Here is a 23825-nt window from a genome sequence, read left to right as displayed (position 1 = left end):
GGACCCGCTCCGCTGCCCCGGTTACCGACTAACCGCAATAAGGACCATGCGCATCCGACGCGCGGGCATGAGGAGAGCGACGCGTGACCGACCAGCGCACCCCGGCGACAGAGTCGCGCCCGACGCATGTGCGATACGCGATCATTGCGCTGATCTTCATCATCACCAGCGTCAACTATGCCGATCGCGCAACCTTCTCGATCGCGGGGAGCGCGGCGGCGCACGAGCTGGGGCTGAACGCGATTCAGACCGGCTTCATCCTCTCCGCCTTTGCCTGGGCCTATGTGCTCGCGCAGGTGCCGGGCGGGCTGCTGCTCGACAGATTCGGCACCAAGCGCGTCTATGCCGCGGCGATCGCTTTGTGGTCGGTATTCACCGCGCTGCAGGGCTTTGCGGGAATGATCGCGTTCCTGCCCGCGGTGGCGATGCTGTTCGCGCTACGCTTTCTGGTGGGTCTTGCCGAAGCGCCGTCCTTCCCCGGCAATGCACGGCTGGTGGCGTCGTGGTTCCCATCGGCCGAGCGCGGCACCGCTTCGGCGATCTTCAATTCGGCGCAATATTTCTCGCTGGTCGCGTTCGCGCCGCTGATGGGCTGGCTCGCGCACAGCTATGGCTGGCGGTCGATCTTCTGGGTGATGGGCGTGCTCGGGCTGATCGCGACTGCGGTGTTCCTGCGCTTCATCCATAGCCCCGCGCGCCATCCGTCGATCAACCAAGCCGAGCTCGACCATATCGAGGCGGGGGGCGGCCTGATTCATATGGAGGATGGCGGCGCCGGCAAGGCGGCGGCATTCGACTGGGGCAATGTCGGCAAGCTGATCGCCAACCGGATGATGCTGGGCATCTATCTCGGCCAATATTGCATCAATGTTCTGACCTATTTCTTCGTCACCTGGTTCCCGATCTACCTGGTCAAGGAGCGCGGGCTGAACATCATGGAGGCGGGCTTCGCCGCTGCGGCGCCGGCGCTGTGCGGCTTTGTCGGCGGGCTTGCCGGGGGCTATATCTCCGACCGTATCCTCAAGCGCACCGGGTCGCTCGATTGGGCACGCAAGGGGCCGCTGACGGTGGGGATGCTGCTCGCCACTGCGATCATCGGTTGCGTGTGGGCCGAGCAGGAGTGGCTGGTGGTAACGCTGATGTCGGTCGCCTTCTTTGGAAAGGGTGTCGCCTCGCTCGGCTGGGCAGTGATGGCTGATGTCGCGCCAAAGCGGCTCGCGGGGCTGTCGGGCGGGGTGTTCAACATGTTCGGCAACATGGCTGGGATCGTCACGCCGATCGTGGTGGGCTTCATCGTCGCGGCGACCGGATCGTTCGACTGGGCTTTGGTGTTCGTCGGCGCGCATTGTTTGCTGACGATCTTTGCCTTCCTCGTCGTCGCGGGCCCGATCCGTCGCATGCAGATCGGCGAATGAGGGTGGATCGCAGAGGCCTGTTGCTCGGCGGCGCTGCAGCGACGCTGGTTCCTGCCGCAGCGCTGGCGGCAAAGGTCCGGCTGGTGGTCGCCACGCCGATGGCGGCACCCGAATGGGCGTTGCTTCAGCGCAAGCTGATCGCGCGTAACGCGGAGGCGTGCGAGGCCTTCTATGCCAAATATGTCGACCGGCGCGATCATCTGCTGGTGTTCGAACGCTGGGGCGCCAATGACGGTCCCGACGACGCGGCGGAAGCGACCAACGACTGGGCGATCCTCCATGCGCTCGGCGCGCCCGACCGCATCCTCACGCTGACCCAGCGCTTCTGGGAAGGGCATCTGCGGCAATATGCGGCGATGCGGACGGTCGATGTGCCGATCGCAAGGGCCGGCATGTATCACCGCGACTTCCCGGTGCAGATGGACTGGCAGCATAATGCCGAGGGGCTGACGACGTTCAACGTGCTGGGCCTTTCCGCCCCCCGCGACCCGGCGCTGATCGCGCGCACCCGGCGGTTTGCGGACTTTTACACCGGGCACGACGCGAGCGTGCGCAATTACGACCCCGCGCACCGCATCATCCGCAGCGTGATGAACGGCAGCCGCGGGCCGATGATGCGCGATGCCACCGCGCTGGACTGGGCGGGCGACCCGTTCGAGGCGGGTGAGCGTTTCCATATGGAGCATGGCGAGTCTACCTATCAGGAGACGCTCGATCACTATGTCGAGTATACCGATGTGGTCGGCGACAACCCGCTCAACCTGCAGGCGACGACGCTGGCTCTCAACGCCTATGCGCTGGGCGGGGGCGAGCGCTACCGGCGCTGGGCGCTCGACTATCTCGACGCCTGGGTGAGCCGCGCCAGCGCCAATGGCGGCATCGTGCCGAGCAAGGTCGGGCTCGACGGCAAGGCCGCGCGCGACTGGTGGGGCGGGGTCTATGGCTGGGGCTTCTCTCCGATCGTGCCGCAGACCGGCAAGCGCGAGGACCGCAACCGCGTGCCGCGATCGATCACCGCGTTCCTGAATGGCACGCTGCTCACCGGCGACAGCGCCTACATCGAAGTGTGGCGGCGCCAGAACGCCCGGATCAACGACGCCGGGCGCCAGCGTGACGGCCGGTTCGAGACGCCGACCATGTATGGCGCGGACGGCTGGTACGGGTGGAAGCCCGGCCCCTATCGCACCAATGGCTTCGAGATCTGGTACGTCACCCAGCGGGCCAATGATCTGGAACTGGCGGGCGACAATCCCTGGGTGTCGTTCCTGCATGGCAAGAACGAGGCCTATCCGGTCGAGGCGCTCAATGCCGATCTCGCGCGGGTCGCCGAACGCGAGAAAAGGATGCGTGAGGACACCACCACGCGCGACACGCGGCTCGCCGACTGGCCGCTCGACAAGACCCCGGCGAGCGTCAAAAGTCTGATCCAGCTGATGACCGGCGGCATGCACATCGCCCGCCCGCCCTGGTCGTCGACCTCACCCAATCAGGGCGGCGTCGTGCTGCATTGCCGGTTGCGCTATTTCGATCCCGAGCGGCGGCGCGCGGGAGTGCCGGAGGATGTCGCGGCGCTGGTCCATACGCTGGGCGATGCCTCGACGCAGGTTACATTGGTCAATCTCGGCAAGGTCGCGCGGACGATCGTGGTTCAGGGCGGCGCTTATGCCGAGCACCGGATGGAGACGGTAACACTCGACGGACAGGAGGTACCGGTCGGCGGGCGGGCCTTCACGCTGCGGCTGGAGCCGGGCTGCGGCGCGCGGCTGAAGATTGCGATGCGGCGCTACGCCAATATGCCGACGCTGGCGTTCCCCTGGGATCGCTAGGCCGCGGTTGGTGGGTTTCGTCATCCCGGCCTTGTGCCGGGATCCACGATGCCGCGCGCGATGCGATTGAGCCTCTTGTCCATAACTCGCGTCACGGTGGCTCCCGGCACAAGGCCGGGATGACGCGCTAGAGGATTATCCGCCGGGCTTGATATAGGGTGCGACCGACCAGAGCAGGCGTTCCTCGCGACGTGGATCGGCTACGACGCGCGTGTCGGTGTCGAAGATCATCGTTTGCCGCTGCTCGAGCGTGAACTGCGGCCACGCCGGCACACTCGCGCAATTGGGGTCGCCGGTGCGGGCAAAGGCGATGAAGGCGTCGGCCATCCGCCCGGCGAGCCGGCTTGCGACGGGGGTATTGCCGGTGCGTGATCCCCTTGCAGCGGTGTTGTCGAACACCAGCGGGATATCGAGTGTGTGGAAGGCGCCGAGCACGCCGCCCGCTTCGGGTGAAGGAAAGTCGAGCTGGTACATCCATGTCGGTGCGCCGATCTTCGCGCGCTCTTCAGCCTGAATGAGATGGCCGGGCCAGGAACGGCCTGCAGTGGTCGCTGCGAGCAGGATCTGGCCGGGGGTCTTCTCGGGATAGATTGCCCTGTAGCGCTGCACCACCCAGTCGGGGACGACGTCCTTGGTGATCTGCGTGCCGATGCGCTCGGCCAGATTGTCCCAATCGGTGTCGCCGCGCTTCAGCCAGTCGGCGATCCACAGCCCGGTCTCGTCATGCGTGTTGCCGGCAATCAGCGGGATATGCGCCGCCTCGCGCGGGGCGTTGGGGACGAAGGGGTGGCGCGGGAGGACATGGTGGTCGAGCGTCGAGGTGAAGCTGATCTCGCCCTTGCGCTCGATCGGGTCGGTCATCGCCATCGCCTCGACCAGCCGCTCGACCGGAAGCGCCTTGAGCTCGGCGACACTCTTCGCGCCCGCCATTTCCATCCACGCTCGCGCGCGGATCGTCGCATTGCGCGGACCCGCGGCGGTGACGTGCTGGCCGCTCATCGTCGCGGCGCGGTGGAACAGCGGCCGCGCTTCGGGCATTGCCATCAGCGTCACCGCCTTGGCCCCGCCGCCCGACTGGCCGAAGATCATCACCCGATCCGGGTCGCCGCCGAATGCCGCGATATTGTCGCGTATCCACTTAAGCGCGAGGACGATGTCGAGATTGCCGACATTGCCCGACTCCGCCGGGCCGCCGAGCTGGGCGAGATAGGCATAGCCGATACCTGCAAGCCGGTGGTTGAGCGTGACCACCACGACATCGCCGCGGCGGACGAGGCTCGCGCCATCATAGAGCGGGTCCGACCCCGAACCGTGCGCGTGGCCGCCGCCATGGAAATAGACCATCACCGGACGCCGCCCGCGATCGAGCGCCGGGGTCCAGAGGTTGAGGAACAGGCAATCCTCGCTGGTCGGTTCCTCGGCGCGAGTCTGTGGTGCGGCCGGCGCGTAGTGCAGGGCGTCGACGATATCGAGCCAGGGTCCGGGCTGCAGCGCGCGCTCGAAGCGGCGCGGGCGCGTGTCGGCACCGTAGCGTACCCCGCGAAAGACGAGCACGCCGCGCTCGCTGGTCCCGCGCAAACGGCCGTAGCGTGTGGTGGCAACCGGATCGGCGGACTGAGCAGACCATGCCGCGGCGGGAATCAGCAACGGCGCGCCGAGTAGCGCGCGGCGACCGATCATGCCCCCGCCATCTGTGCGCAGAGCAGGCGCATCGGCTCGAGCGCCGGATTGGCGTTGTCGCGCCGCCACGCCATGTGCAGCTCGACCGGCGCCTCGGGCTCGGTGCGCAGCGCGCGGAACTGGACGTCCATCAGATGAAGCCCCGATGCCGATTGCGGTACGATCGCCGCGGCGAGCCCGGCATGGACAAGGCCGAGCATCGAGTGGATCTGCGTGACATGCTGAACATAGCTCGGCGTCACCCCGGCATCGTCGAACAGGCGAACGAGCATGTCGTGGAAATAGCCGGCGCCCTGCCGCGCATACATGATCAGCGGCTCGCCATCGAATGCGTCGAGCGACAGTGCCGGCTCGCCCTGTCGCGGATCGCCGGGCGGGAGCGCAACCAGCAACGGTTCGCGCAGTACGCACAGTGTATCGAATTCGTGCCGGTCGACCGGCGGGCGGACGAAGCCGATATCGATCAGCCCGGTGAGCAGGGCATCGACCTGATCGCCGCTCACCATCTCGCGCAGCTCGAGGTCGATATTGGGCAGGCTCGCGCGCGCCTGCGCGACGATCTGGGGGACGAGGCTGTAGCCCGAGACCGCGGTGAAGCCGATTGCGACCTTGCCTGCATCGCCCTTGGCTACGCGGCGCGCGGAGAGCGACGCGCTTTCGGCGAGGCGGACGATGCGTCGCGCCTCGATCAGGAAAACATGGCCCGCGGGGGTCAGGCTGACCTGGCGGCTGGTGCGTTCGAGCAGGGTGACGCCCAGAATGCGCTCGAGCAGCTGGATCTGCCGGCTGAGCGGCGATTGCGTCATATTGAGGCGTATGGCGGCGCGGCCGAAATGGAGTTCTTCGGCCGCGGCGACGAAGCAGCGGAGCTGGCTGAGCTCGAACATGGCGCCGGTGTAGCGCGGCGCGGCAAGTCCTGTCACGCCGAGGCTCACGGCGCCCTCAGGCGGCTTTGGCGAGCGGGCCGGATGCCCGCTCGACCAGTACGCGCAGCTCGTCCTGCTCCTCGGCCGTAAGGTCGGTGAGCGGGGTGCGCACCGGCCCGGCGTCGCGGCCGACCACGCGCATCCCTGCCTTGACGATCGACACCGCATAGCCACGCCCGCGGTTGCGCAGGGCGAGATAGGGCATCACGAAGTCGCGCAATTGCTTCTGCACCTCTTGGTGATCGCCTGCGCGCACCGCAGCGTAGAAGGCCAGTGCCCATTGCGGCATGAAGTTGAAGATTGCCGAGGAGTAAGTGGTGACCCCCATTGTCAGATAGGGCGTCGCGAAGGTCTCTGCGGTGGGGAGGCCGCCGATATAGGTGAGGCGATCGCCCATCCGCAGGAAGACGCGCGTCATCAGCTCGATATCGCCGACGCCGTCCTTGAAGCCGACGAGGTTGGGGTTGCGATCGCACAGCCGCGCAAGGGTGTCGTCGTTGAGCACGGCATTGTCGCGATTATAGACGATCACGCCGAGCCCGGTCGAGCGGCATACCGCCTCGACATGTGCGGCAAGACCTTCCTGGCTCGATCCGACCAGATAGGGGGGCAGAAGCAGCAGGCCGTCGGCACCCGCAGCTTCGGCGCCGCGCGCAATCTCGGTCGCGATGGCGGTGCCGTAGCCGCAGCCCGAGATCACCGGGAGCTTGCCCTGCCCCTCGGCGACAGCGGCTCTCACCACCTCGACCACCTCGGCCGGGGTGAGCGAGAAGAACTCGCCGGTGCCGCCTGCGGCGAACAGGCCGGCCAGATCATGCTCGAGCATCCATGCGCAATGCGCACGATAGGGGGCTTCGTCGAACCGGCCGTCGGCGTCGAAATGCGTGACGGGGAAGGAAAGAAGGCCCTGGCCAAGGCTGCGGCCCATATCGGCCGGGCTCATCGTCGTCACATGCGTCTCCCAAGTCGCCGTTCCGCATCGATGCGCGAAACGCTTCGAGGGTGTGACTATTGGGTCGGCGCGCGGGCGTCCAAACCAAAGCCGCCATCAATCGATGCGCGACTTGGATCGATCAGGGGGAGATCAGATTGGGACGAAGCTGTTGCGGGTGCGGTCCTTGCGCACGCTGCCCGCTGCGAAGACCGTTCCGTTCATCGCGATCCACACACCCGGCTCGGCGGCGACCTGCACTGTGGCAAAGGCCATGCCGAGGTTGAACGCGGCGTCGCTCTCGGCAAAGCGTGCTGGGGCGAGCGCGCCGAGCAGCGCAACGCGCTTGCCGGGGATGTCCTTCAGGGCCGCGGCGGTATCGGTCATCGTGTCGGTGCCATGGGTGATGACAATACGATCTTCGGGCGCATCGCGCACCGCCTGCGCAATCGTCGCGCGATCGGCATCGGTCAGCTCGAGGCTGTCCTTGCGCATCAGCTCGACCACGCGGACGTCGAGCGCCGAGCGCGCGACCGCGAGCAGGCGCGCAACGACGCTGTCGCCGATCTGGTATTCGCTCAGCGCATCGAAATAGAGTTTGTCGATGGTGCCGCCAGTGGTGAGGATCAGGATGTCTGCCATGCGCGCGCCTATAGCGATGCGCGGCGTCACGGCAAAGACGGCGCGGCTGATATGTTCAGCCGCGCCGTTATTCTCCCGCCTTTAGCGACAGCGTCCCTGATAGCGGATCGCGTAATTCGCCGCGCGCGCCTCGCACGCATTGCCGAAGGTCTTGTATTCGCGACCCAACTGGCCGCAGACGGGCGCATATTCCTTGGTGCAGATGGCGGGCAGGGGCATGCCGCTGCCCTCGCCATGGGCCGGGCGGACCGAACGCAAACCGCGGCCGCCCAGCTCGTCGAGGTTCGAGCAGCTGGGCGTGGTCGAGGTGCAGACGCCGTTATAGTTGGTGCCGACGCACAGCTGCCAGCCGTCGCGGCTGACATCGCCGCTGCCGCCGATGACGCGCGCGGAGCGGACCGGGTAGTTGAGGTTGGGCACCGCTTCGCGCGTCGAATAGGTGTTGCCGCGGCAGTTCCGCTCGGTGAACATCTGAAGCTCGGACCGCGCGCCCGGGCCGGGCAGCGGCGGTCGCGGCTCATTCCAGTCATCGCCGCGGTCGACCAGCCGGCTCGCGACCCAGCCGCGCCGTTGGCCGGCGACGACGTTGCACCATTGCGGCTGGCAGCGGATCACGTTGACGCGGGTTCCGGGCTGAAGCGTCCCCAGTACCTGATACTGCGTGCCTGGCCCCGCGCGCAGCTGCGCGCGGCCGGTGATGCGGCCGGTCTCATGGCCTGCGGGGAGGTTGAGGTTGACCGCGGCCATCCATCCGGAGCGCCGGCCGAACTGAACGCGGCACCATTGATCGGCGTTGCAATGTTCGAGGCTGAGGGTGGAGCCGCGCGGCACGGTCGCGAGGATCGCCGCCTGTGGACTTGGCGCGGCCTTGAGGGGCGCGTTGTTTTTCGCGGTAATCCTTTGGGATTGGGCCATGCCCGGGACGATGATGGCCGCGGCGATGCCGGTGGCGATGACGGATACGATGCCGAACGAAGCCGTTTTGCGCATGTCTCTCTCCCTGCCGAGGAGTGCGCATGGCGCGCCTGTTCGGCGCAAATGTCAATGCGCGGGCCATGCGTTGCGCTCGGAGATGGATCATACCAATTGCGATGAGTGGTATATTCAACTCTTGAACAGTACATGCCACTTGGTTAGTCCAGTGGGCAGAACAGTAGCTGGGAGCGGATGATATGCGGGCAATGGGAGCACTGATCACCTGTGTGCTGCTGGCGCCGGTGCCCGCGCTCGCCGCAGATCATCTGGTTCGTGATCCTGCGGCCTATGCTGCTGCGGTCAAGAAAGCGGCGCCGGGCGACCGCATCCTCCTTGCCGATGGCGAATGGCGCGACTTCCAGATCGTGTTCACCGGGCAAGGCACGCAAGCGAAGCCGATCACGCTCGCCGCGCAGACTCCGGGCAAGGTCATTCTCTCGGGCCAGTCGAACCTGCGCATCGGTGGTGCGCATCTGGTGGTGTCGGGCCTGGTCTTCCGCAACGGCTTCTCGCCGACCCGTGAGCTGATCGCCTTCCGCCGCGATTCGAAGACTCCCGCGCGCAACGCGCGACTCACCGAAATCGTCGTCGACAATTTCACCAATCCCGATCGCCGGGCCGAGGATATCTGGGTCGCGATCTACGGCGCCGACAACCGCGTCGACCACAGCTGGTTCGCGGGCAAGGGCAATGCCGGCGTTACGCTTGCGGTGATCCGCCCCAAGGGCCAGCCGGAGGCCAACCGCGCGCGGATCGACCATAATTATTTCGGGCCGCGCCCGCCGCTCGGCTCGAACGGCGGCGAGACGATCCGCGTCGGCACCAGCGACGAATCGCTCAACGAGTCGAACAGCGTGATCGAGCGCAACTGGTTCGAGAAATGCGATGGCGAGGTCGAGATCGTCTCGATCAAGTCGGGCGCGAACATCATTCGCGGCAACATGTTCTTGGAATCGCAGGGCGCGGTAGTGCTGCGTCACGGCAACGGCAATCTGGTCGAGCGCAACATCTTCCTCGGCAAGGGCAAGCCCAACACCGGTGGCATCCGCGTCATCAACCGCGACCAGATCGTCCGCGACAACTACCTCGAGGGCGTCACCGGCACTTCGTTCCTGAGCGCGATCGCGGTGATGAACGGCGTGCCCAACTCAGTGATCAACCGCTATCATCAGGTCGCCAACGCCCGGATCGAGCGCAACTCGATCATTGAGGCGGCACGCATCACCTTCGGCGCGGGCGCCGACGCCGAACGCAGCGCCCCGCCCATCAGCAGCTGGTTCGAGCGCAACCTGATCGCCAACGCCGATGGCAAGGACATTGTCCGCTTCGAAGGCGCTGTGACCGGCATCGCGTTGTCCAGAAACGTGAAGCAGGCGATCAAGCTCGAGCGGGCCACCAATGGCCTGCTCTACCCCGCCGATTCCGCGCTTGCGGGCGTCGGCGCCCCGCGCGATCTGGCCGTGCTGAAGCGCGTCGAGGCCGGGCCAACCTGGTACGCAAAGGACGCGCCCGCCACCGCGACAGGCCGTGAGATCGCGGTGCCGGCCAGCGAAGGCGCGCTGGCAAAGGCCGTCGCGGTTTCGTCGGCCGGCGACACTGTCCGCATCGCCGCAGGCACCCACCGCGTCACCGCGCCGATCGCGGTCGCGCATTCGCTGACCGTCTCCGGCCCGCGCGAGGCGGTGATCGAGAGCGCAGCGTCTACTCTGTTTCAGCTGCTGCCGGGCGGCAGCATCGTTCTTCGTGGCGCCACCCTCTCCGGCGCCGCCTCACCGACTGTGGCGGGCAACGCGCTCGTGCGTGCACCGCAGTCGGTGAGCACTTTGAATTACAGCGTGACACTCGACTCCGTCGCGGTCCGCGATCTCGTCGCCCCCGCCTATGATGTCGTCGCGGCGACCCCAGCGACCTTCGCCGACGCGGTCGAGATCCGCGGGTCGAGCTTCGCCAAAGTGTCTGGCGCGGTGGTCGCTGCGGCGGCCGAGACCGGCAGCAAGGGCCTCTACAGCGCCGAGCAGGTCGAGCTTGCCGACAACAGCTTCGCTGAGGTTGCGGTGATCGCCAACCTTGCACGGCTCGGCACCGACGAGAGCACCTTCGGCCCGCGCTTCACCATGACCGGCAATAGCGTCAGCGGCGGCGGCGCGGTGCGCCTGTCGGGCGTGCAGTGGGTCGAGATCGCGCGCAACCGCTTCGCCAATTCGACCGGCATCGATGTCGCCAACAGCGTCGGCGCGCCGGTGGTGCGCATCGCCGACAACCGCTTCGCCGCGACTCCCGAACCGCGCGTCACCAACCTCTACCCGCAGGGCAAGCCCGACGTGACGCTGAACGGCAACATCACGGAGGGCCGTCCATGATCCGCGCCGCATTCATCGCCGCGCTGCTCGCCGGCGCGGTCCCCGCCTTCGCGCAGGACGCCGCCCCAGTCCTCGCCAGCACCGAGGCTTATCGCGCCATGGCGGCCGAGGGCACCCGCGCGCCATTGTTCGTGCGCGAGCTGGCGTCGGCGAAGAAAGCGGTCGAGGCGGGCATCCGCGCCGGCATCGACGTGCCGGTGCCGAAGGATCGCGGCGGCGGGCCGACGCATGAGCGGCACAAGGCCAATTACAAGCTGATCCAGATGGCCGGCACGCTCTACCGCGTCACCGGCGACAAGCGCTATGCCGACTATGTTCGCGACATGTTGCTCGCCTATGCCAAGCTCTATCCCGGCCTAGGCAAGCATCCCGCCGCCGCCAATCAGGTGCCCGGACGGCTGTTCTGGCAGAGCCTGAACGACAGCGTGTGGCTGGTCCATGCGATCCAGGGCTATGACGCGGTGCGCGGCGACCTGACGTCTGTCGATCGCAAGACGATCGACGACAATGTCTTCCGCCGCATGGCCGTCTTCCTGACCGGCGAGCCGACCACGTTCGATCGCATCCATAACCATTCGACCTGGGCCAATGCCGGGGTCGGCATGACCGGCTATGTGCTGCGCGACAAGCTGCTGGTCGAGCAGGCGCTCAAGGGCAGCGACCGCTCGGGCAAGGTCGGCTTCCTGCGCCAGCTCGACCTGCTCTTCTCGCCCGACGGCTATTATGCCGAGGGACCTTACTACCAGCGCTATGCGCTCCAGCCCTTCGTGGTGTTCGCGCAGGCCATCCAGGACAATGAACCGGAGCGGAAGATCTTCGCCTACCGCGACGGCATCGTCCTGAAGGCGATCCGTACCGCAGTGCAGACCACCTATGCGGGTTATTTCTTCCCGATCAACGACGCGATGCCCGACAAGAGCCTCAAGACCGAGGAGCTCTATCAGGGCGTGGCGATCGGCTACACGGCGAGCGGCGACACCGGGCTGCTCGACATCGCGCAGTGGCAGAACAAGGTTGCGCTGTCGCCGCAGGGGTTCGCGGTCGCGCGCGATCTCGCAGCGGGCAAGGCGAAGCCGTTTGCTTTCGCCTCGACGCTGCTGCGCGACGGGCCAGAGGGCAAGGACGGTGCGCTCGCGATCCTGCGCTCGGGGCCGGAGGACAAGGCGCAGGTCGTCGTCGCCAAGAATACCGCTCAGGGCATGGGCCATGGCCATTTCGACAAGCTCAACTGGCTGCTTTATGACAATGGCAACGCGATCGTGACCGATTACGGCGCGGCGCGGTTCCTGAACATCGAGGCCAAGGACGGCGGGCGCTATCTGCCCGAGAATGACAGCTGGGCGCAGCAGACGATCGCGCACAACACGCTGGTGGTGAACGAGACCAGCCATTTCGAGACGAAGCTCAAGCCCGCCGAAGCGGTGTCGCCGGTGCAGCTCGCCTTCAACGGCGAGGGACCGGCGCGCTGGTCGATTGGTGAGATGACGGGCGCCTATCCCGGCGTCAGTTTCCGCCGCGCGCTGGTGCAGCTCGAGATGGGCAAAGGCGCCCCGCTGGTGCTCGATCTGCTCACCGTGAAGAATGCGGGCAAGGCGACCTACGATCTGCCGCTGCACTTTGCCGGGCATATCATCGACACTGATCTGAAGCTGACCTCGAACGTCGCGGCGCGGCCGGTACTGGGCAAGGCCAATGGCTATCAGCACCTTTGGGTCGATGCGACCGCGCCGCTCGCCAATGGACAGGGCCGCGTCACCTGGATCAATGACGGCCGTTTCTACACCTATCGCATGGCGACGGCTGGCGCGCAGGTGATCCTCGCGGAGAGCGGTGCCAACGATCCGCGCTTCAACCTGCGGCGCGAGCCGGTGGTGATCCAGCGGGTCGCGGGTGCGGGGGACGCGGCGTTCGTTAGCCTGGTCGAGCCGCATGGCCGCTACGACGCCGCGACCGAGACCACCACCAACAGCCGCAGCGCGGTGACGGGCCTCACCATGACCGAGTCCGGCGGCGCGCGCGTCGCAACGATTTCGCTCACCGGCTGGCGGTACATCCTCGTCGCTATCGCGACAGATACCACAGCGGACAAGGCGCACAGCGTCACCGCGAACGGGCGCAAGCTCGAATGGCGCGGACCGGTCGGCCGGTTCGACGGAGAGGCAGGCAAATGAAATCGGGTTTCCGCTGGTGGATCATCACCTTGATCGCGGTCGCGACCGTGATCAATTACATCGACCGCAACGCGCTCGCCGTGATGTGGCCTGCGGTCGCCAAGGATATCGGCGCCGGCAAGGAAGATTACGCGCTGCTGGTGACCATCTTCATGGTCTTCTACGCGCTCGGCCAGTCGCTGTTCGGCAAGATCTTCGATGTGGTCGGTACGCGTATGGGCTTTGCGATTTCGATCGTGGTGTGGTCGCTGTCGATAGCCGCGCACTCGATGGTCCGGTCGATGCTGATGCTCGGCGCGTTGCGCGGTCTGCTCGGCATTAGCGAGGCGGGTAACTGGCCGGGTGCCGCCAAAGCGAACGCCACCTGGTTTCCGCGTTCCGAACGTGCATTCGCACAGGGCATCTTCAACGCGGGCGCATCGATGGGTGCGATCGTCTCGGCGCCGCTGATCGCGATCCTGTTCGGCTTTGTCGGCTGGCGGATGACGTTCGCCATCATCGGCGTGCTCGGCTTCCTGTGGCTGCTGCCATGGCTGTGGGTCTACAAGTCGGATCCCGATGCGCATCCGTGGCTGAGCAAGGCCGAGCGCGAGCATATTCTGGGCGCGAACGAGCGCATCGATGCGGGCGCGAAGCCCGCCGGTTATGCGCCGGCGATGGGGCAGCTGCTGCGCCATCGCCAGACATGGGCGCTGCTGTCCGGGCGCTTCTTCCTCGATCCGATCTGGTGGCTGTTCGTGTCGTGGCTGCCGATCTACCTCAACGAAAGCTTCGGCTTCGACGTCAAGCAGATCGGCATGTTCGCCTGGGTGCCGTTTGTCGGCGCAATGGCGGGCTCGCTCTCGGGCGGCTGGCTGTCGGGCGCCCTCATCAAGCGTGGCTGGAGCGCGGACAAGGCGCGCAAGCTCGCGATCACGCTCGGCTGCGTGATCATGCTGCCGGCGCTGCTGCTCACCGCCACCGCTGCGACCCCGCTCTATGCGGTGCTGCTGATCGCGGCGATCCTGTTCGGCTTTCAGGTCGCGATCAACAACATCCAGACGCTGCCGAGCGACTGGTTCGGTGGCGGCGCGGTCGGCTCGCTCGCCGGGATCAGCGGCACCGCCGCGGTCGCGGGCACGCTGATCACCACCTGGCTCGTGCCCGTCATGACCAAGACGAGCTTCGCGCCGATCTTCATCCTGGGCGCGGCGCTCGTGCCGCTCTCCCTTCTCTGCATCTGGCTCGGCGGCCGGATCGAACCCGTTCAACCCAAAAATCAAGACTAAGGGGCATTTATGCGTTTCAAGGACAAGGTCGCGATCGTCACTGGCGGCGGACGCGATATCGGCAAATCGATCTCGCTGCGTCTCGCCAGCGAAGGCGCAAAGGTCGTCATCAACTATCGCAGCGACGAGGCGGCGGCGAAGGCGACGCTCGACGAGATTGAAGCGGCGGGCGGCACCGCGTTGCTCGCGCGCGCTGATGTGACCAAGGCCGATGAGGTCGCGGCGCTGGTCAAGGCCGCGACCGACGCGTTTGGCGACAAGGTCGACATCCTCGTCAACTGCGCGGGCGGCATGGTCGCACGCAAGACGCTCGCCGACATGGATGAGGCGTTCTTCGACACGGTGATGGACCTGAACCTCAAATCCGCCTTCCTCGTCACCAAGGCGGTGCTCCCGCATCTCGAAAGCGGCGCGGCGATCGTCAATATCGCCTCGCAGGCCGGCCGTGACGGCGGTGGGCCGGGCGCGAGCATCTATGCTGCGTCGAAGGGCGCGCTGATGACGCTGACGCGCAGCTGGGCGAAGGAGCTGGGGCCGCAGGGCATCCGCGTCAACGCGCTGAACCCGGGCCTGATCGGCACCTCGTTCCACGACATCTTCTCCAAGCCCGAGGGCCGCGCTGCGGTGGCGGGCAACACCCCGCTGCGCCGCGAAGGCCATCCCGATGAGGTCGCGGCCGCGGTTGCCTTCCTCGCTTCGGGCGACGCCTCGTTCCTCACCGGTACGAATGTCGACATCAACGGCGGGCTGTTCTTCTCGTGATGCGGCTTGCGCTCGCCGCCGCCGCTTTGATCGCGGTTCCCGCCGCGCTCGCGCAGCAGACGCGCGAGCGCACCGACGCCCCGCCGATTGAACCCTATAAGGTCGTGCTGGTGGGGGATTCGACGATGGCTCCGGCCAGCGGCTGGGCCTCGATCTTCTGTGCGCGGCACGTCAAGTCGTCGGTCGCCTGCCTCAATGTCGGGCGCGGCGGCCGCTCGACCCGCAGCTATCGTCAGGAAGGGTCGTGGGCGATCGCGCTGGCCGAGGCCAAGGTGCCTGGCTATCGCGCCAGCTACGTCCTCATCCAGTTCGGCCATAACGATCAGTCGACCCGGCCCGAGCGCTGGACCGACCGCGCGACCGAGTTCCCCGCGAACCTGCGCAAGATGGTCGAGGAGGTCCGCGCGGCGGGCGCGATTCCCATCCTCGTCACCCCGCTGACGCGGCGCGAGTTCAAGGACGGCAAGCTCGACAACACGCTCGACGCCTGGTCGGAGGAGGTGCGCAAGGTTGCGGCCGAGACCAAGGCGCCGCTGGTCGATCTCAACCGGCGCAGCGCGGCGGTGGTGCAGAAGCTGGGGCCGGAGGATTCGATGGCGCTGGCTCAGGCCGAGCCGATCGCAGAGGAACGCGCTGCCGGTAAGGCGGGGACGACGCTCAAGCCGCGTTCTGCCGAGGAGGCGCGGTTGCCCGACGTCCCGGTCAAGCCCGGTGGACCGCGCGGCCAGCATAATCGCAAGTTCGACTATACCCATGTCGGGGAGACCGGCGCCGGCGTGTTCGCCAAGCTGGTCGCCGACGATCTCGCGCGCGCCGTTCCGGCGCTGGCCTCACAGCTCGTGCCGTAAATTGGTAGGACCAATTATTCGATAATTGGCATGTGACTTAGGTTGACAACTGGTTTGCAACCGGCAAGGGTGAATTAACAAAATTGGACTCAGGGAGAGGACGAATGGGTAAGCCGGCAACCGCCGAGCGCTCGCGCACCCGCGCGTGGTTGATGGCAGGCGCTGCCGTGTCGCTGTTCGCGGCGACGCAGGCGATGGCGCAGGATGCCCCGCCGCCCGCCGCTGACGCGCCGGCGGACGAGGAGGAGATCGTCGTCTCCGGCATCCGCGAGACCCTTCGTACCTCGATCGACGTCAAGAAGCGCGAGACTGCGATCGTCGACGCGCTGTCGACCGACGAGATCGGCGACCTGCCGGCGCTGTCGGTGGGCGAGGCGATCCAGACGATCACCGGCGCGACCACGCACCGCGAAAAGGGCGGCGCCTCGGAAATCGCGCTGCGCGGCCTCGGGCCGTTCCTGTCCAACTCGACCTTCAACGGCCGCGACGCCACCAACGGCTCGGGCGACCGTTCGGTCAACTTCAACCAGTTCCCGTCGGAACTGGTCAACAACATCAAGATCTACAAGACGCAGCAGGCCAATCTGGTCGAGGGCGGCGTCGCCGGCACGATCGACATCGGCACGCTCCGCCCCCTCGATTTCGGCAAGACCCGCATCCAGGGCGAGATCAAGGCGAACTACAGCCCCTATCAGGACAAAGTGATCGGCTCGTCGGCCTGGGGCTGGCGCGGGACCTTGTCCTATATCGACCAGTATGAGCTGGGCGGTCTTGGCGAGGTCGGCATCGCGATCGGTGTGCAGCGCAACAGCACCAACAACCCCGAAGAGACGGTCGCGGGCAGCTCGACCTGGACCGCGTGCAACGCCAATATCGTCGTCGCCAACAACAACTGCACCGCGGTGACGCCAGCGCAGGCGGCTGCGGGTACGCCCTATTTCCTCGCGCCCAATGCGATGACCTGGCGCCAGATCAGCGAAAGCGATCAGCGCGATGCGATCTTCGGCGCGCTCCAGTGGCGCTTCTCGGACCGGGTCGAACTCAACATCGACGGGCAATATTCGGACCGCACCTTCGTCGAGAACCGGCGCGATCTGAACATTTCGGAGATGCGCTACGGGCTGACCAACGTCGTCTATGATTCGAACGGCGTTATCCAGAAAATGAACGGGCTGAGCTCGATCGAGTCGACCGCGTCGAACCTCGAGCGTTCCGAGGAATATCTGGGCGGCGGCGCCAACCTGCGCTGGAAGGCAACCGACCGGCTGACGCTGGTGCTCGACGGCTCCTATTCGCGCACGATCCGCACCGAGATCGAACGTCAGGTTCGTCTGCGCACCGATCCGTTCGACATGAACGGCAACCGCACCGCGATCAACAATCAGCGAATTCCCTACACCTATGAGGTAAAGCCGGGGAATTATGCGCCGAGCATCACCTTCGACCCGCGCTTCGATCCCAACAACCATGCGCTGTTCTGGGACGACGCCCGCGCCCGCCGCGACGAGGCTCGTCGACAGAATGAGATTTGGGGTGTGCGGCTCGACGCCGACTACAAACTCGACGGGTTCATCACCAACGTCGCCGTGGGCGGCCGCTGGGCGCAGCAGACCTATGCCGATTACGACGTGCGCAACGAGTTCAACCTCAACCCGTCGGGACCGCCCCAGGCGGGGCGCGAGGATGCGCGGATCAACACGATGTGCCGCACGCAATTCCCGCAGACCGGCTTCCTCGAACAGGCGCGCGGCAACACCATCACCAGCTGGGCCACCTTTGATCCGCTGTGCCTGATGCGCGAATATACCGGGTCCGAGGATCCGGGCCGTCCCGCCGAAATGCGCTCGCCCGCCAACCGCGACGTGACCGAGAAGACGCTCGCCGGTTACATCATGGCCGAATATTCGGGTGACCTCGGCGACATGCCTGTACGCGGCAATTTCGGTGCGCGTGTGGTCAACACCAAGGTCAGCTCGATCGGCCTGCGCAGCGCGTTCACCGTGGTCAATAACCCCGACGGCACGATTTCGCTGACACCGACCCCGAACACGTTCGAGACGGTGACGCTGGAGAGCGAGACCACCCGCTTCCTGCCAAGCGTCAATGCGATCTTCGAGCTTCAGCCTAACCGGCTGTTGCTGCGCGCCGCCGCCTATCGCGCGATGTCGCGCCCGGCGCCGAGCGCGCTGGGAGCTGGCCGTACCTTCTTCCTCGATTCGAGCGGTACGACGATCGAGGATGCGATCAGCGAAATCCGCGCCAATGGCAGCCCGGCGTTGAAGCCGCTGATGTCGTGGAACGGCGACCTCGCGCTCGAATATTATCCCAATCGGGATTCGCTGTTCTCGGCGACGGTCTATTTCAAGGAGTTCAGCGGCGGGTTCATGCCGGTGGTCGGCAACGAGACCTTCAGCATCGGCGGCCGCGACGTCAGCGTGCCGGTGGTCCAGACCGCCAACAGCCCGGACAAGAGCCAGCTCTGGGGTGTCGAGATCACGCTCGCCAACCGCTTCTCGTGGCTGCCCAAGCCGCTCGACGGGTTTGGCGGCAAGGTCAGCTACAATTATGCCGACACCAATTTCGAGAATGAGGACATTCTGCTCGGCGAGATCTTCAACCCGGCGACAGGGGTAACGACGCCGCGGATCGTGCCGCCGGCCGGTCTGTCGGGCTTCTCGAAGCACGTTGTTTCGGCGCAGCTCTATTATCAGCTCAAGGGCTTCTCGATCCAGGGCATCTACAACTACCGCTCGAACTATTATCAGGACTTTGTCGGCGGCAATTCGCAGCTGCGTTACGTCCGTGGCAACGAGACGGTCGATCTGCGCGCCTCGTACGACATCAACCGCAATGTATCGCTGCGGTTTGAGGCAACGAACATCCTCGACTCGCCGAAGATCACCGACATGCCGGTGCAGGGCAGCATCCGTCAGTACCATTATTATGGCCCGCGCTACTTCATCGGCGCGCGCGTCAGGCTCTAGGCGCCCGATCATGGCTTCCCGTTCGGCATTGCCGCAACGGTGTCGGCTCGCTCCCCTTCCGGTCGTCTGCACTACCTCCCCGCAGGCGCCCGGTTCGGGGCGCGAGCCGCTGCGCGTGAAGCCCATAACGGGGGCGCTTGCGCTTTCAGGCGGACCGAATAAGGATCGGGCCAGGGGAATTGGTGAGGATCATCGTGGCTGACCGGCTATACCAGAGCATTGCCGATCAGATCACCGTACTGATCGATGAGGGTGTGTACCCGCCGGGTTCGCGCTTGCCCGGCGAGCGTGAACTGGCCGAGCGGTTCAACGTCAGCCGCGTGACGATCCGTGAGGCCGAGATCGCACTGCAGGCAAATGGCCGCATCCGCATCAAGACCGGATCGGGCGTCTATGTTACCGATGCCAAGGCGATACGTACCGACGAGCCGCCCGCGGTCAGCGCGTTCGAGCTGACCGAGGCGCGGTCGCTGTTCGAATCCGAGGCGGCGGCGCTGGCGGCATCGACCGTCACGTCCGAAATGCTCGACCGGCTCGACGAGCTACTCGAGATCATGGGCAATGATGATGGCGACGACGCCAAATCGACCGAGGCGGATCAGGAGTTCCACCTGCTGATCGCATCGGCATCGGGCAATCAGGCGATCATCCACGTCATCAAGTCGCTGTGGCGGATGCGCACCGAGGTGCCCGAGGTGCGTACGACCTATGCCAGCGTCTGCCAGCATGATGGGCGCACCCGCCGGCGCGAGCACGGCGCGATCGTCGATGCGCTGCGCGCGCGCGATTCCAATGGCGCGCGCGTGGCGATGCGCCAGCATTTCAACCGGCTGCTCGAAGCGATGCTCGACGCGACCGAGGAGCACGCCATCTCCGAACTGCGGCGCAAGGCGGCCGAGAGCCGCGAGCGCTTCCTGATGAGTGCGCGGCTGCGCTGAGATCCGAGCCGAAAACGCAATGATCGCGCGTTGACGGCGTTACCGTGCCCGCGCCAGAATCGGGCAGCGCTACCAATCTTGCCCGCCCGGCTTGAAAATTCGTATGATGTTTGTAGATGGGCGGGGCATGTCCCTTGCCGCGCGACGCCGCGGCAGCCGATCTACGGAGACGATCATGGAACTGACGGGCGGACTTTTCATCGGCGCCGAGCGCCGTCAGTCGGATGCACGCTTCTACGCCTATGATCCCGCCGCGGGTGCTGACATCGAAGATGCGGGCTTCGCCGGTGCGAGCGAGCAGGATGTCGCGGACGCCTGTTCGGCCGCTGAAGCCGCCTTTCTGCCCTATTCGACCAAACCGCTCGAGGAGCGCGCCCGCTTCCTCGAAACCATCGCTGATGAGATCGAGGCACTCGGAGACGTGCTGATCGAGCGTGCGTCGCGCGAGTCCGGCCTTCCCGCCGCGCGTATCACCGGTGAGCGCGGGCGCACGGCGGGCCAGCTTCGCCTGTTCGCGAAGGAAGTGCGCGATGGCCAATGGCAGAAGCTGCGGATCGACCATGCTGACCCGGCGCGCACGCCCCCCAAGCCCGATCTGCGCCTGCGCATGGTCCCGCTCGGCCCCGTCGCGGTGTTCGGCGCATCCAACTTCCCGCTCGCTTTTTCCACGGCAGGTGGCGACACCGCATCGGCGTTCGCTGCGGGTTGTCCGGTTGTGGTCAAGGGACATCGTGCACACCCCGGTACCGCAGAGCTGATCGCGACGGCGATTGCGCGCGCTATCGAGAAATGCGGGATGCCCGCAGGCACCTTCTCGATGGTCAATGGTACCTCGCGCAAGGTGGGCGAGGCGCTGGTCGCCGATCCGCGCATCCAGGCAGTGGGCTTCACCGGATCGCGTGGCGGTGGTGAGGCGCTGATGCGGATCGCCGCGGCACGTCCGCGCCCGATCCCCGTCTATGCCGAGATGGCGGCGATCAACCCGGTTATCCTGATGCCTGAAGCGCTGAAAGCGCGTGGAACCGCGCTGGCTGAAGCCTTTGTCGCGAGCCTCGCGATGGGCGCGGGCCAGTTCTGTACCAACCCCGGCCTCGTCATGGGCGTCGATGGTCCCGAACTCGACGCCTTCATCGCACGTGCGGGCGAAGTGCTGTCGGGCCAGCCGGCGCAGGTGATGCTGACCGACGGTATCTGGGAAGCGTTCGAAGGCGGCAAGGCGAAGCTTGCGGGCAGCGCGTTCGTCACGAAGGTGGCAGAAGGCGTCGAGGCCGATGGGCCGAACCGCGGCCGCGCGGCGCTGTTCAGCGTAGCGGGCAAGGATTTCCTCGCCGACCCGGTGCATCTGCACGAGGTGTTCGGCGTCTCTTCGGTCGTGGTCCGCTGCGCCAGCCTCGACGAGCTGACGGCGGTGCTGGGCGAGCTGGAAGGGCAGCTGACGGCGACGCTGCAGGTCGATGCGGGCGATTATGATGCGGCGCGCGCCCTGCTGCCCGTGCTTGAACGGACTGTCGGCCGCGTGATCGCCAATGGCTGGCCGACCGGCGTCGAGGTGGCGCACGCGATGGTGCATGGCGGTCCCTATCCGTCGACCTCGGACCCGCGCAGCACCTCGGTCGGCACGCTGGCGATCGACCGCTTCCTGCGCCCTGTCAGCTATCAGGGCATGCCCGACGCGCTGCTGCCTGCGGGCCTGCGCGAGGGCGGGCAGGTCGGCATGGTCGCACGGATCGACGGGGTCTGGACGATCTGAGGCCGCGCCCATTGCGGGCCGGTAGGAATGGCAATCGCGCCATCATTGCTTCGTCTGGAACGGAGTGAAGGAGAGATTTGTGCCTGTAGCTTTTGATGTCTCGGCGCTTCCCGACGATGCCGAGCGCGCCATGCTCGCCGGCCGCGTGATGCTCGCCGACGGACCGGTGCCGGTGATCGTCCGCCAAGGCCGGGTCTATGACGTATCGGCCGTGGCGGCCACGACCGCTGACTTGTTCGACCTCGCGGATCCGGCAAGCGTCGAGGGCCGCTATCTCTGCGAGGTCGCGGACCTCACCATCGGTGGCGGTGCCTATGCACTGCTCGCGCCGATCGACCTGCAATGCGTCAAGGCGTGCGGCGTTACCTTCGCGGTCTCTGCGATCGAGCGGGTGATCGAGGAGCGTGCACGCGGCGATGCAAGCCAGGCGGCGGCGATCCGTGCCGAGCTGGAAGGCAAGATCGGTAGCGGAATCCGTTCGGTGGTGCCGGGCAGCGACGAAGCCGCGAAGCTCAAGGCTGCGCTGATCGACGTCGGCATGTGGTCGCAATATCTTGAGGTCGCGATCGGCCCGGATGCCGAGGTGTTTACCAAAGCGCCGGTGCTGTCCTCGGTCGGCTGGGGCGCGCAGGTCGGAATTCGGTCGGATTCGAGCTGGAACAATCCTGAGCCCGAAGTGGTGGTGATCGCAAATGCAGCGGGCAAGGTGATCGGCGCGACGCTGGGTAACGACGTCAATCTGCGCGATTTCGAAGGGCGCAGTGCGCTGCTGCTCGGAAAGGCGAAGGACAATAACGCCGCCTGCGCGATCGGGCCGTTCGTACGGCTGTTCGACGCGCATTTCGGGATCGACGATGTGCGCAATGCCGAACTCGACCTGCTGATCGAAGGGCCGGAGGGCTATCGCCTCGAAGGGCATAGCTCGATGAACCAGATCAGCCGCGACCCGCTGGAACTGGTGCACCAGACCCTGTCGGAGCATCAATATCCGGACGGCTTTGCGCTGTTCCTCGGTACGTTGTTCGCGCCGGTACAGGATCGTGATGATGTGGGCCGCGGCTTCACCCACAAGGTCGGCGACACGGTGCGCATTTCATCGCCCCGCCTCGGTACGCTCACCAATGTCGTCACGACATCGAAGGATGCGGTCCCGTGGACCTTCGGCATTCGCGACCTCTATCGCAGCATCGCGGCGCGGCGGGGGGCGGAGCCTGCCTGAACGCGCAAGCGCAGCCTAGCGTTTCGGCGGCCCCGCCGAATCGCGCAACACCAGTTCGTAGGGCAGCACTTCTTCTTCGACCGTTTCGGTCTCGCCCGGCCGCTCGCGCACGCGGCGCAGCAGCATGGTGATCGCGGCTTCGGCCATCGCCGAGACCGGCTGGCGGATCGTCGTGAGCGCGGGCCAGATGCTGGTGGCGATCGCGGTATCGTCGAACCCGACGACGCTGAGGTCGCCCGGCACCTGAAGCCCGCGTCGGTGCGCGACGCCTACTGCAGCGGCGGCCATATCGTCGTTCGACGCGAAGATTGCCGTCGGCGCGCTGGTGCCCGCAAGAATTCGCTCAGCCGCGTCGAGGCCCGAGCGGTAGGTGAACAGCCCTTGCTCGATATGGGCTGACGCAGGGTCGATTCCCGCTTCTTCCAGCGCCGCGACGAAACCGCGGTGGCGTTCGGCGCTCGCGATCTGGTTGAAGTGCCCCTTGATGAAGCCGATCTCGCGATGGCCGAGCTCGATCAGGTGCCGGGTCATCGTACGCGCGGCCCCGAAATCGTCGATCCGCACATTGAGCGTCCCCGCCTCATGCGATCCCATCGCGATTGCCGCCCAGGGGATGCCTGCTTCGGCGAGTAGTTTGCGCACTGTAGTGGATTCGGAGAGCGGTGGCGGAAGCACCACGCCACGCACATCGGCATCGATCAGTTGGCGCACCGCCTCTTCCTGCGCGGCCGCGCTATCGTCTTCGCACGATTCGAGGACGAGATGACAGCCCGTGCGCCGGGCAGTTTCGAGCGCGCCGATCAGGAACTGGCTGAGATACCCCGCCGAGGGGTTCGCATAGAGCAGGCCGATTTGCGACGCGCCGCCTGCAGCGAGCGAGCGTGCAGCGGCGTTGGGGCGATAGTTCAACTGTCCGACCGCCGCGAGTACGGCCTTGCGTGTATCCTCGCGCACATTGGTGCCGCCGTTCATGACGCGCGAAACGGTCATCGCCGAGACCCCGGCGGCGCGTGCTACGTCCTGTACGGTCACGCCGCCCAAAGTCCTGCGAGTCGAACGGCTCATCAAAATCTCCCGGGGCACGGGATATGGGCGGGATGCACACATTGCAATCGGGCGGCCCAAGATGG

Annotated in this window: 17 protein-coding genes; 11 read left to right on the top strand and 6 right to left on the bottom strand. The window is 66.2% G+C overall.

All coding sequences use genetic code 11. The annotated features are described in order from the left end of the window. Positions 1-83 precede the first annotated feature (83 nt). Both AC07NK_RS01135 and AC07NK_RS01130 read left to right on the top strand, forming a co-directional pair. Positions 84-1415 (top strand): MFS transporter, encoded by a 1332-nt coding sequence (locus tag AC07NK_RS01135; protein WP_495168732.1) that lies wholly within the window; start codon positions 84-86, stop codon positions 1413-1415. Beyond that, positions 1412-3241: a DUF8034 domain-containing protein gene (locus AC07NK_RS01130; RefSeq protein WP_495168731.1), complete on the top strand. Its 1830-nt coding sequence runs from the start codon at positions 1412-1414 to the stop codon at positions 3239-3241. Before AC07NK_RS01135 ends, AC07NK_RS01130 begins: the two co-directional genes overlap by 4 nt. Positions 3242-3376: 135 nt before the next feature. Here the strand turns inward: AC07NK_RS01130 and AC07NK_RS01125 are convergent, their stop codons facing one another. The 5 genes from AC07NK_RS01125 to AC07NK_RS01105 all read right to left on the bottom strand — a co-directional run bounded on the left by AC07NK_RS01125 (position 3377) and on the right by AC07NK_RS01105 (position 8410). Then, positions 3377-4921 carry a carboxylesterase/lipase family protein gene (locus tag AC07NK_RS01125; RefSeq protein WP_495168730.1) on the bottom strand — a complete coding sequence of 515 codons (1545 nt, stop codon included), beginning with the start codon at positions 4919-4921 and terminating at the stop codon, positions 3377-3379. Next, positions 4918-5844, bottom strand: a complete 927-nt coding sequence (locus tag AC07NK_RS01120; protein ID WP_495168729.1) for a LysR substrate-binding domain-containing protein — start codon at positions 5842-5844, stop codon at positions 4918-4920. The genes AC07NK_RS01125 and AC07NK_RS01120 overlap by 4 nt, the downstream gene beginning before the upstream one ends. Positions 5845-5863: 19 nt before the next feature. Beyond that, positions 5864-6790 (bottom strand): 5-dehydro-4-deoxyglucarate dehydratase, encoded by a 927-nt coding sequence (gene kdgD / locus AC07NK_RS01115; protein WP_495169611.1) that lies wholly within the window; start codon positions 6788-6790, stop codon positions 5864-5866. Positions 6791-6931: 141 nt separating this feature from the next. Further along, positions 6932-7420 carry an asparaginase domain-containing protein gene (locus AC07NK_RS01110; protein ID WP_495168728.1) on the bottom strand — a complete coding sequence of 163 codons (489 nt, stop codon included), beginning with the start codon at positions 7418-7420 and terminating at the stop codon, positions 6932-6934. An 81-nt stretch (positions 7421-7501) separates the two neighbouring features. Further along, positions 7502-8410, bottom strand: coding sequence for an SH3 domain-containing protein (locus AC07NK_RS01105; protein WP_495168727.1), 909 nt, complete (start codon positions 8408-8410; stop codon positions 7502-7504). 182 nt (positions 8411-8592) lie between these two features. Between AC07NK_RS01105 and AC07NK_RS01100 the strand changes: the two genes are divergently transcribed. The 9 genes from AC07NK_RS01100 (at position 8593) to AC07NK_RS01060 (ending at position 22695) form a co-directional block, all read left to right on the top strand. Next, on the top strand, positions 8593-10755 hold the full coding sequence (locus AC07NK_RS01100; RefSeq protein WP_495168726.1) for a chondroitinase-B domain-containing protein: 2163 nt from the start codon (positions 8593-8595) through the stop codon (positions 10753-10755). Continuing rightward, positions 10752-12926 (top strand): alginate lyase family protein, encoded by a 2175-nt coding sequence (locus tag AC07NK_RS01095; protein ID WP_495168725.1) that lies wholly within the window; start codon positions 10752-10754, stop codon positions 12924-12926. Before AC07NK_RS01100 ends, AC07NK_RS01095 begins: the two co-directional genes overlap by 4 nt. Next, entirely contained in the window at positions 12923-14194 is a 1272-nt protein-coding gene (locus tag AC07NK_RS01090) for an MFS transporter (protein WP_495168724.1), read from the top strand. The genes AC07NK_RS01095 and AC07NK_RS01090 overlap by 4 nt, the downstream gene beginning before the upstream one ends. 9 nt (positions 14195-14203) lie before the next feature. After that, positions 14204-14956: an SDR family NAD(P)-dependent oxidoreductase gene (locus tag AC07NK_RS01085; protein WP_495168723.1), complete on the top strand. Its 753-nt coding sequence runs from the start codon at positions 14204-14206 to the stop codon at positions 14954-14956. After that, positions 14956-15804 carry a rhamnogalacturonan acetylesterase gene (locus tag AC07NK_RS01080; RefSeq protein ID WP_495168722.1) on the top strand — a complete coding sequence of 283 codons (849 nt, stop codon included), beginning with the start codon at positions 14956-14958 and terminating at the stop codon, positions 15802-15804. Before AC07NK_RS01085 ends, AC07NK_RS01080 begins: the two co-directional genes overlap by 1 nt. Positions 15805-15908: 104 nt before the next feature. After that, positions 15909-18788, top strand: coding sequence for a TonB-dependent receptor (locus AC07NK_RS01075; protein ID WP_495168721.1), 2880 nt, complete (start codon positions 15909-15911; stop codon positions 18786-18788). A gap of 182 nt (positions 18789-18970) precedes the next feature. After that, positions 18971-19726: a FadR/GntR family transcriptional regulator gene (locus AC07NK_RS01070; RefSeq protein WP_495168720.1), complete on the top strand. Its 756-nt coding sequence runs from the start codon at positions 18971-18973 to the stop codon at positions 19724-19726. Between the two features lie 175 nt (positions 19727-19901). Continuing rightward, complete coding sequence (locus AC07NK_RS01065) at positions 19902-21476, top strand: aldehyde dehydrogenase (NADP(+)) (RefSeq protein WP_495168719.1); 1575 nt, start codon at positions 19902-19904, stop codon at positions 21474-21476. Positions 21477-21606: 130 nt separating this feature from the next. Beyond that, entirely contained in the window at positions 21607-22695 is a 1089-nt protein-coding gene (locus tag AC07NK_RS01060) for a fumarylacetoacetate hydrolase family protein (RefSeq protein ID WP_495169610.1), read from the top strand. A gap of 15 nt (positions 22696-22710) precedes the next feature. Here the strand turns inward: AC07NK_RS01060 and AC07NK_RS01055 are convergent, their stop codons facing one another. Beyond that, on the bottom strand, positions 22711-23760 hold the full coding sequence (locus AC07NK_RS01055) for a LacI family DNA-binding transcriptional regulator (RefSeq protein WP_495168718.1): 1050 nt from the start codon (positions 23758-23760) through the stop codon (positions 22711-22713). Between the last annotated feature and the right edge of the window lie 65 nt (positions 23761-23825).

It is taken from the genome of Sphingomonas sp. GW821-FHT09B04 (assembly GCF_059418285.1).
Note: the sequence above shows the minus strand (reverse complement) of the source record. Positions and strands in the feature narration are given on the sequence as shown.

Coding starts and splice junctions, on each gene's coding strand:
- AC07NK_RS01130 (WP_495168731.1), top strand. CDS start 1,412: ATGAGGGTGGATCGCAGAGGCCTGTTGCTCGGCGGCGCTGCAGCGACG.
- AC07NK_RS01125 (WP_495168730.1), bottom strand. CDS start 4,921: ATGATCGGTCGCCGCGCGCTACTCGGCGCGCCGTTGCTGATTCCCGCC.
- kdgD (WP_495169611.1), bottom strand. CDS start 6,790: ATGAGCCCGGCCGATATGGGCCGCAGCCTTGGCCAGGGCCTTCTTTCC.
- AC07NK_RS01110 (WP_495168728.1), bottom strand. CDS start 7,420: ATGGCAGACATCCTGATCCTCACCACTGGCGGCACCATCGACAAACTC.
- AC07NK_RS01105 (WP_495168727.1), bottom strand. CDS start 8,410: ATGCGCAAAACGGCTTCGTTCGGCATCGTATCCGTCATCGCCACCGGC.
- AC07NK_RS01100 (WP_495168726.1), top strand. CDS start 8,593: ATGCGGGCAATGGGAGCACTGATCACCTGTGTGCTGCTGGCGCCGGTG.
- AC07NK_RS01095 (WP_495168725.1), top strand. CDS start 10,752: ATGATCCGCGCCGCATTCATCGCCGCGCTGCTCGCCGGCGCGGTCCCC.
- AC07NK_RS01090 (WP_495168724.1), top strand. CDS start 12,923: ATGAAATCGGGTTTCCGCTGGTGGATCATCACCTTGATCGCGGTCGCG.
- AC07NK_RS01085 (WP_495168723.1), top strand. CDS start 14,204: ATGCGTTTCAAGGACAAGGTCGCGATCGTCACTGGCGGCGGACGCGAT.
- AC07NK_RS01080 (WP_495168722.1), top strand. CDS start 14,956: ATGCGGCTTGCGCTCGCCGCCGCCGCTTTGATCGCGGTTCCCGCCGCG.
- AC07NK_RS01075 (WP_495168721.1), top strand. CDS start 15,909: ATGGGTAAGCCGGCAACCGCCGAGCGCTCGCGCACCCGCGCGTGGTTG.
- AC07NK_RS01065 (WP_495168719.1), top strand. CDS start 19,902: ATGGAACTGACGGGCGGACTTTTCATCGGCGCCGAGCGCCGTCAGTCG.
- AC07NK_RS01060 (WP_495169610.1), top strand. CDS start 21,607: ATGCTCGCCGGCCGCGTGATGCTCGCCGACGGACCGGTGCCGGTGATC.
- AC07NK_RS01055 (WP_495168718.1), bottom strand. CDS start 23,760: ATGAGCCGTTCGACTCGCAGGACTTTGGGCGGCGTGACCGTACAGGAC.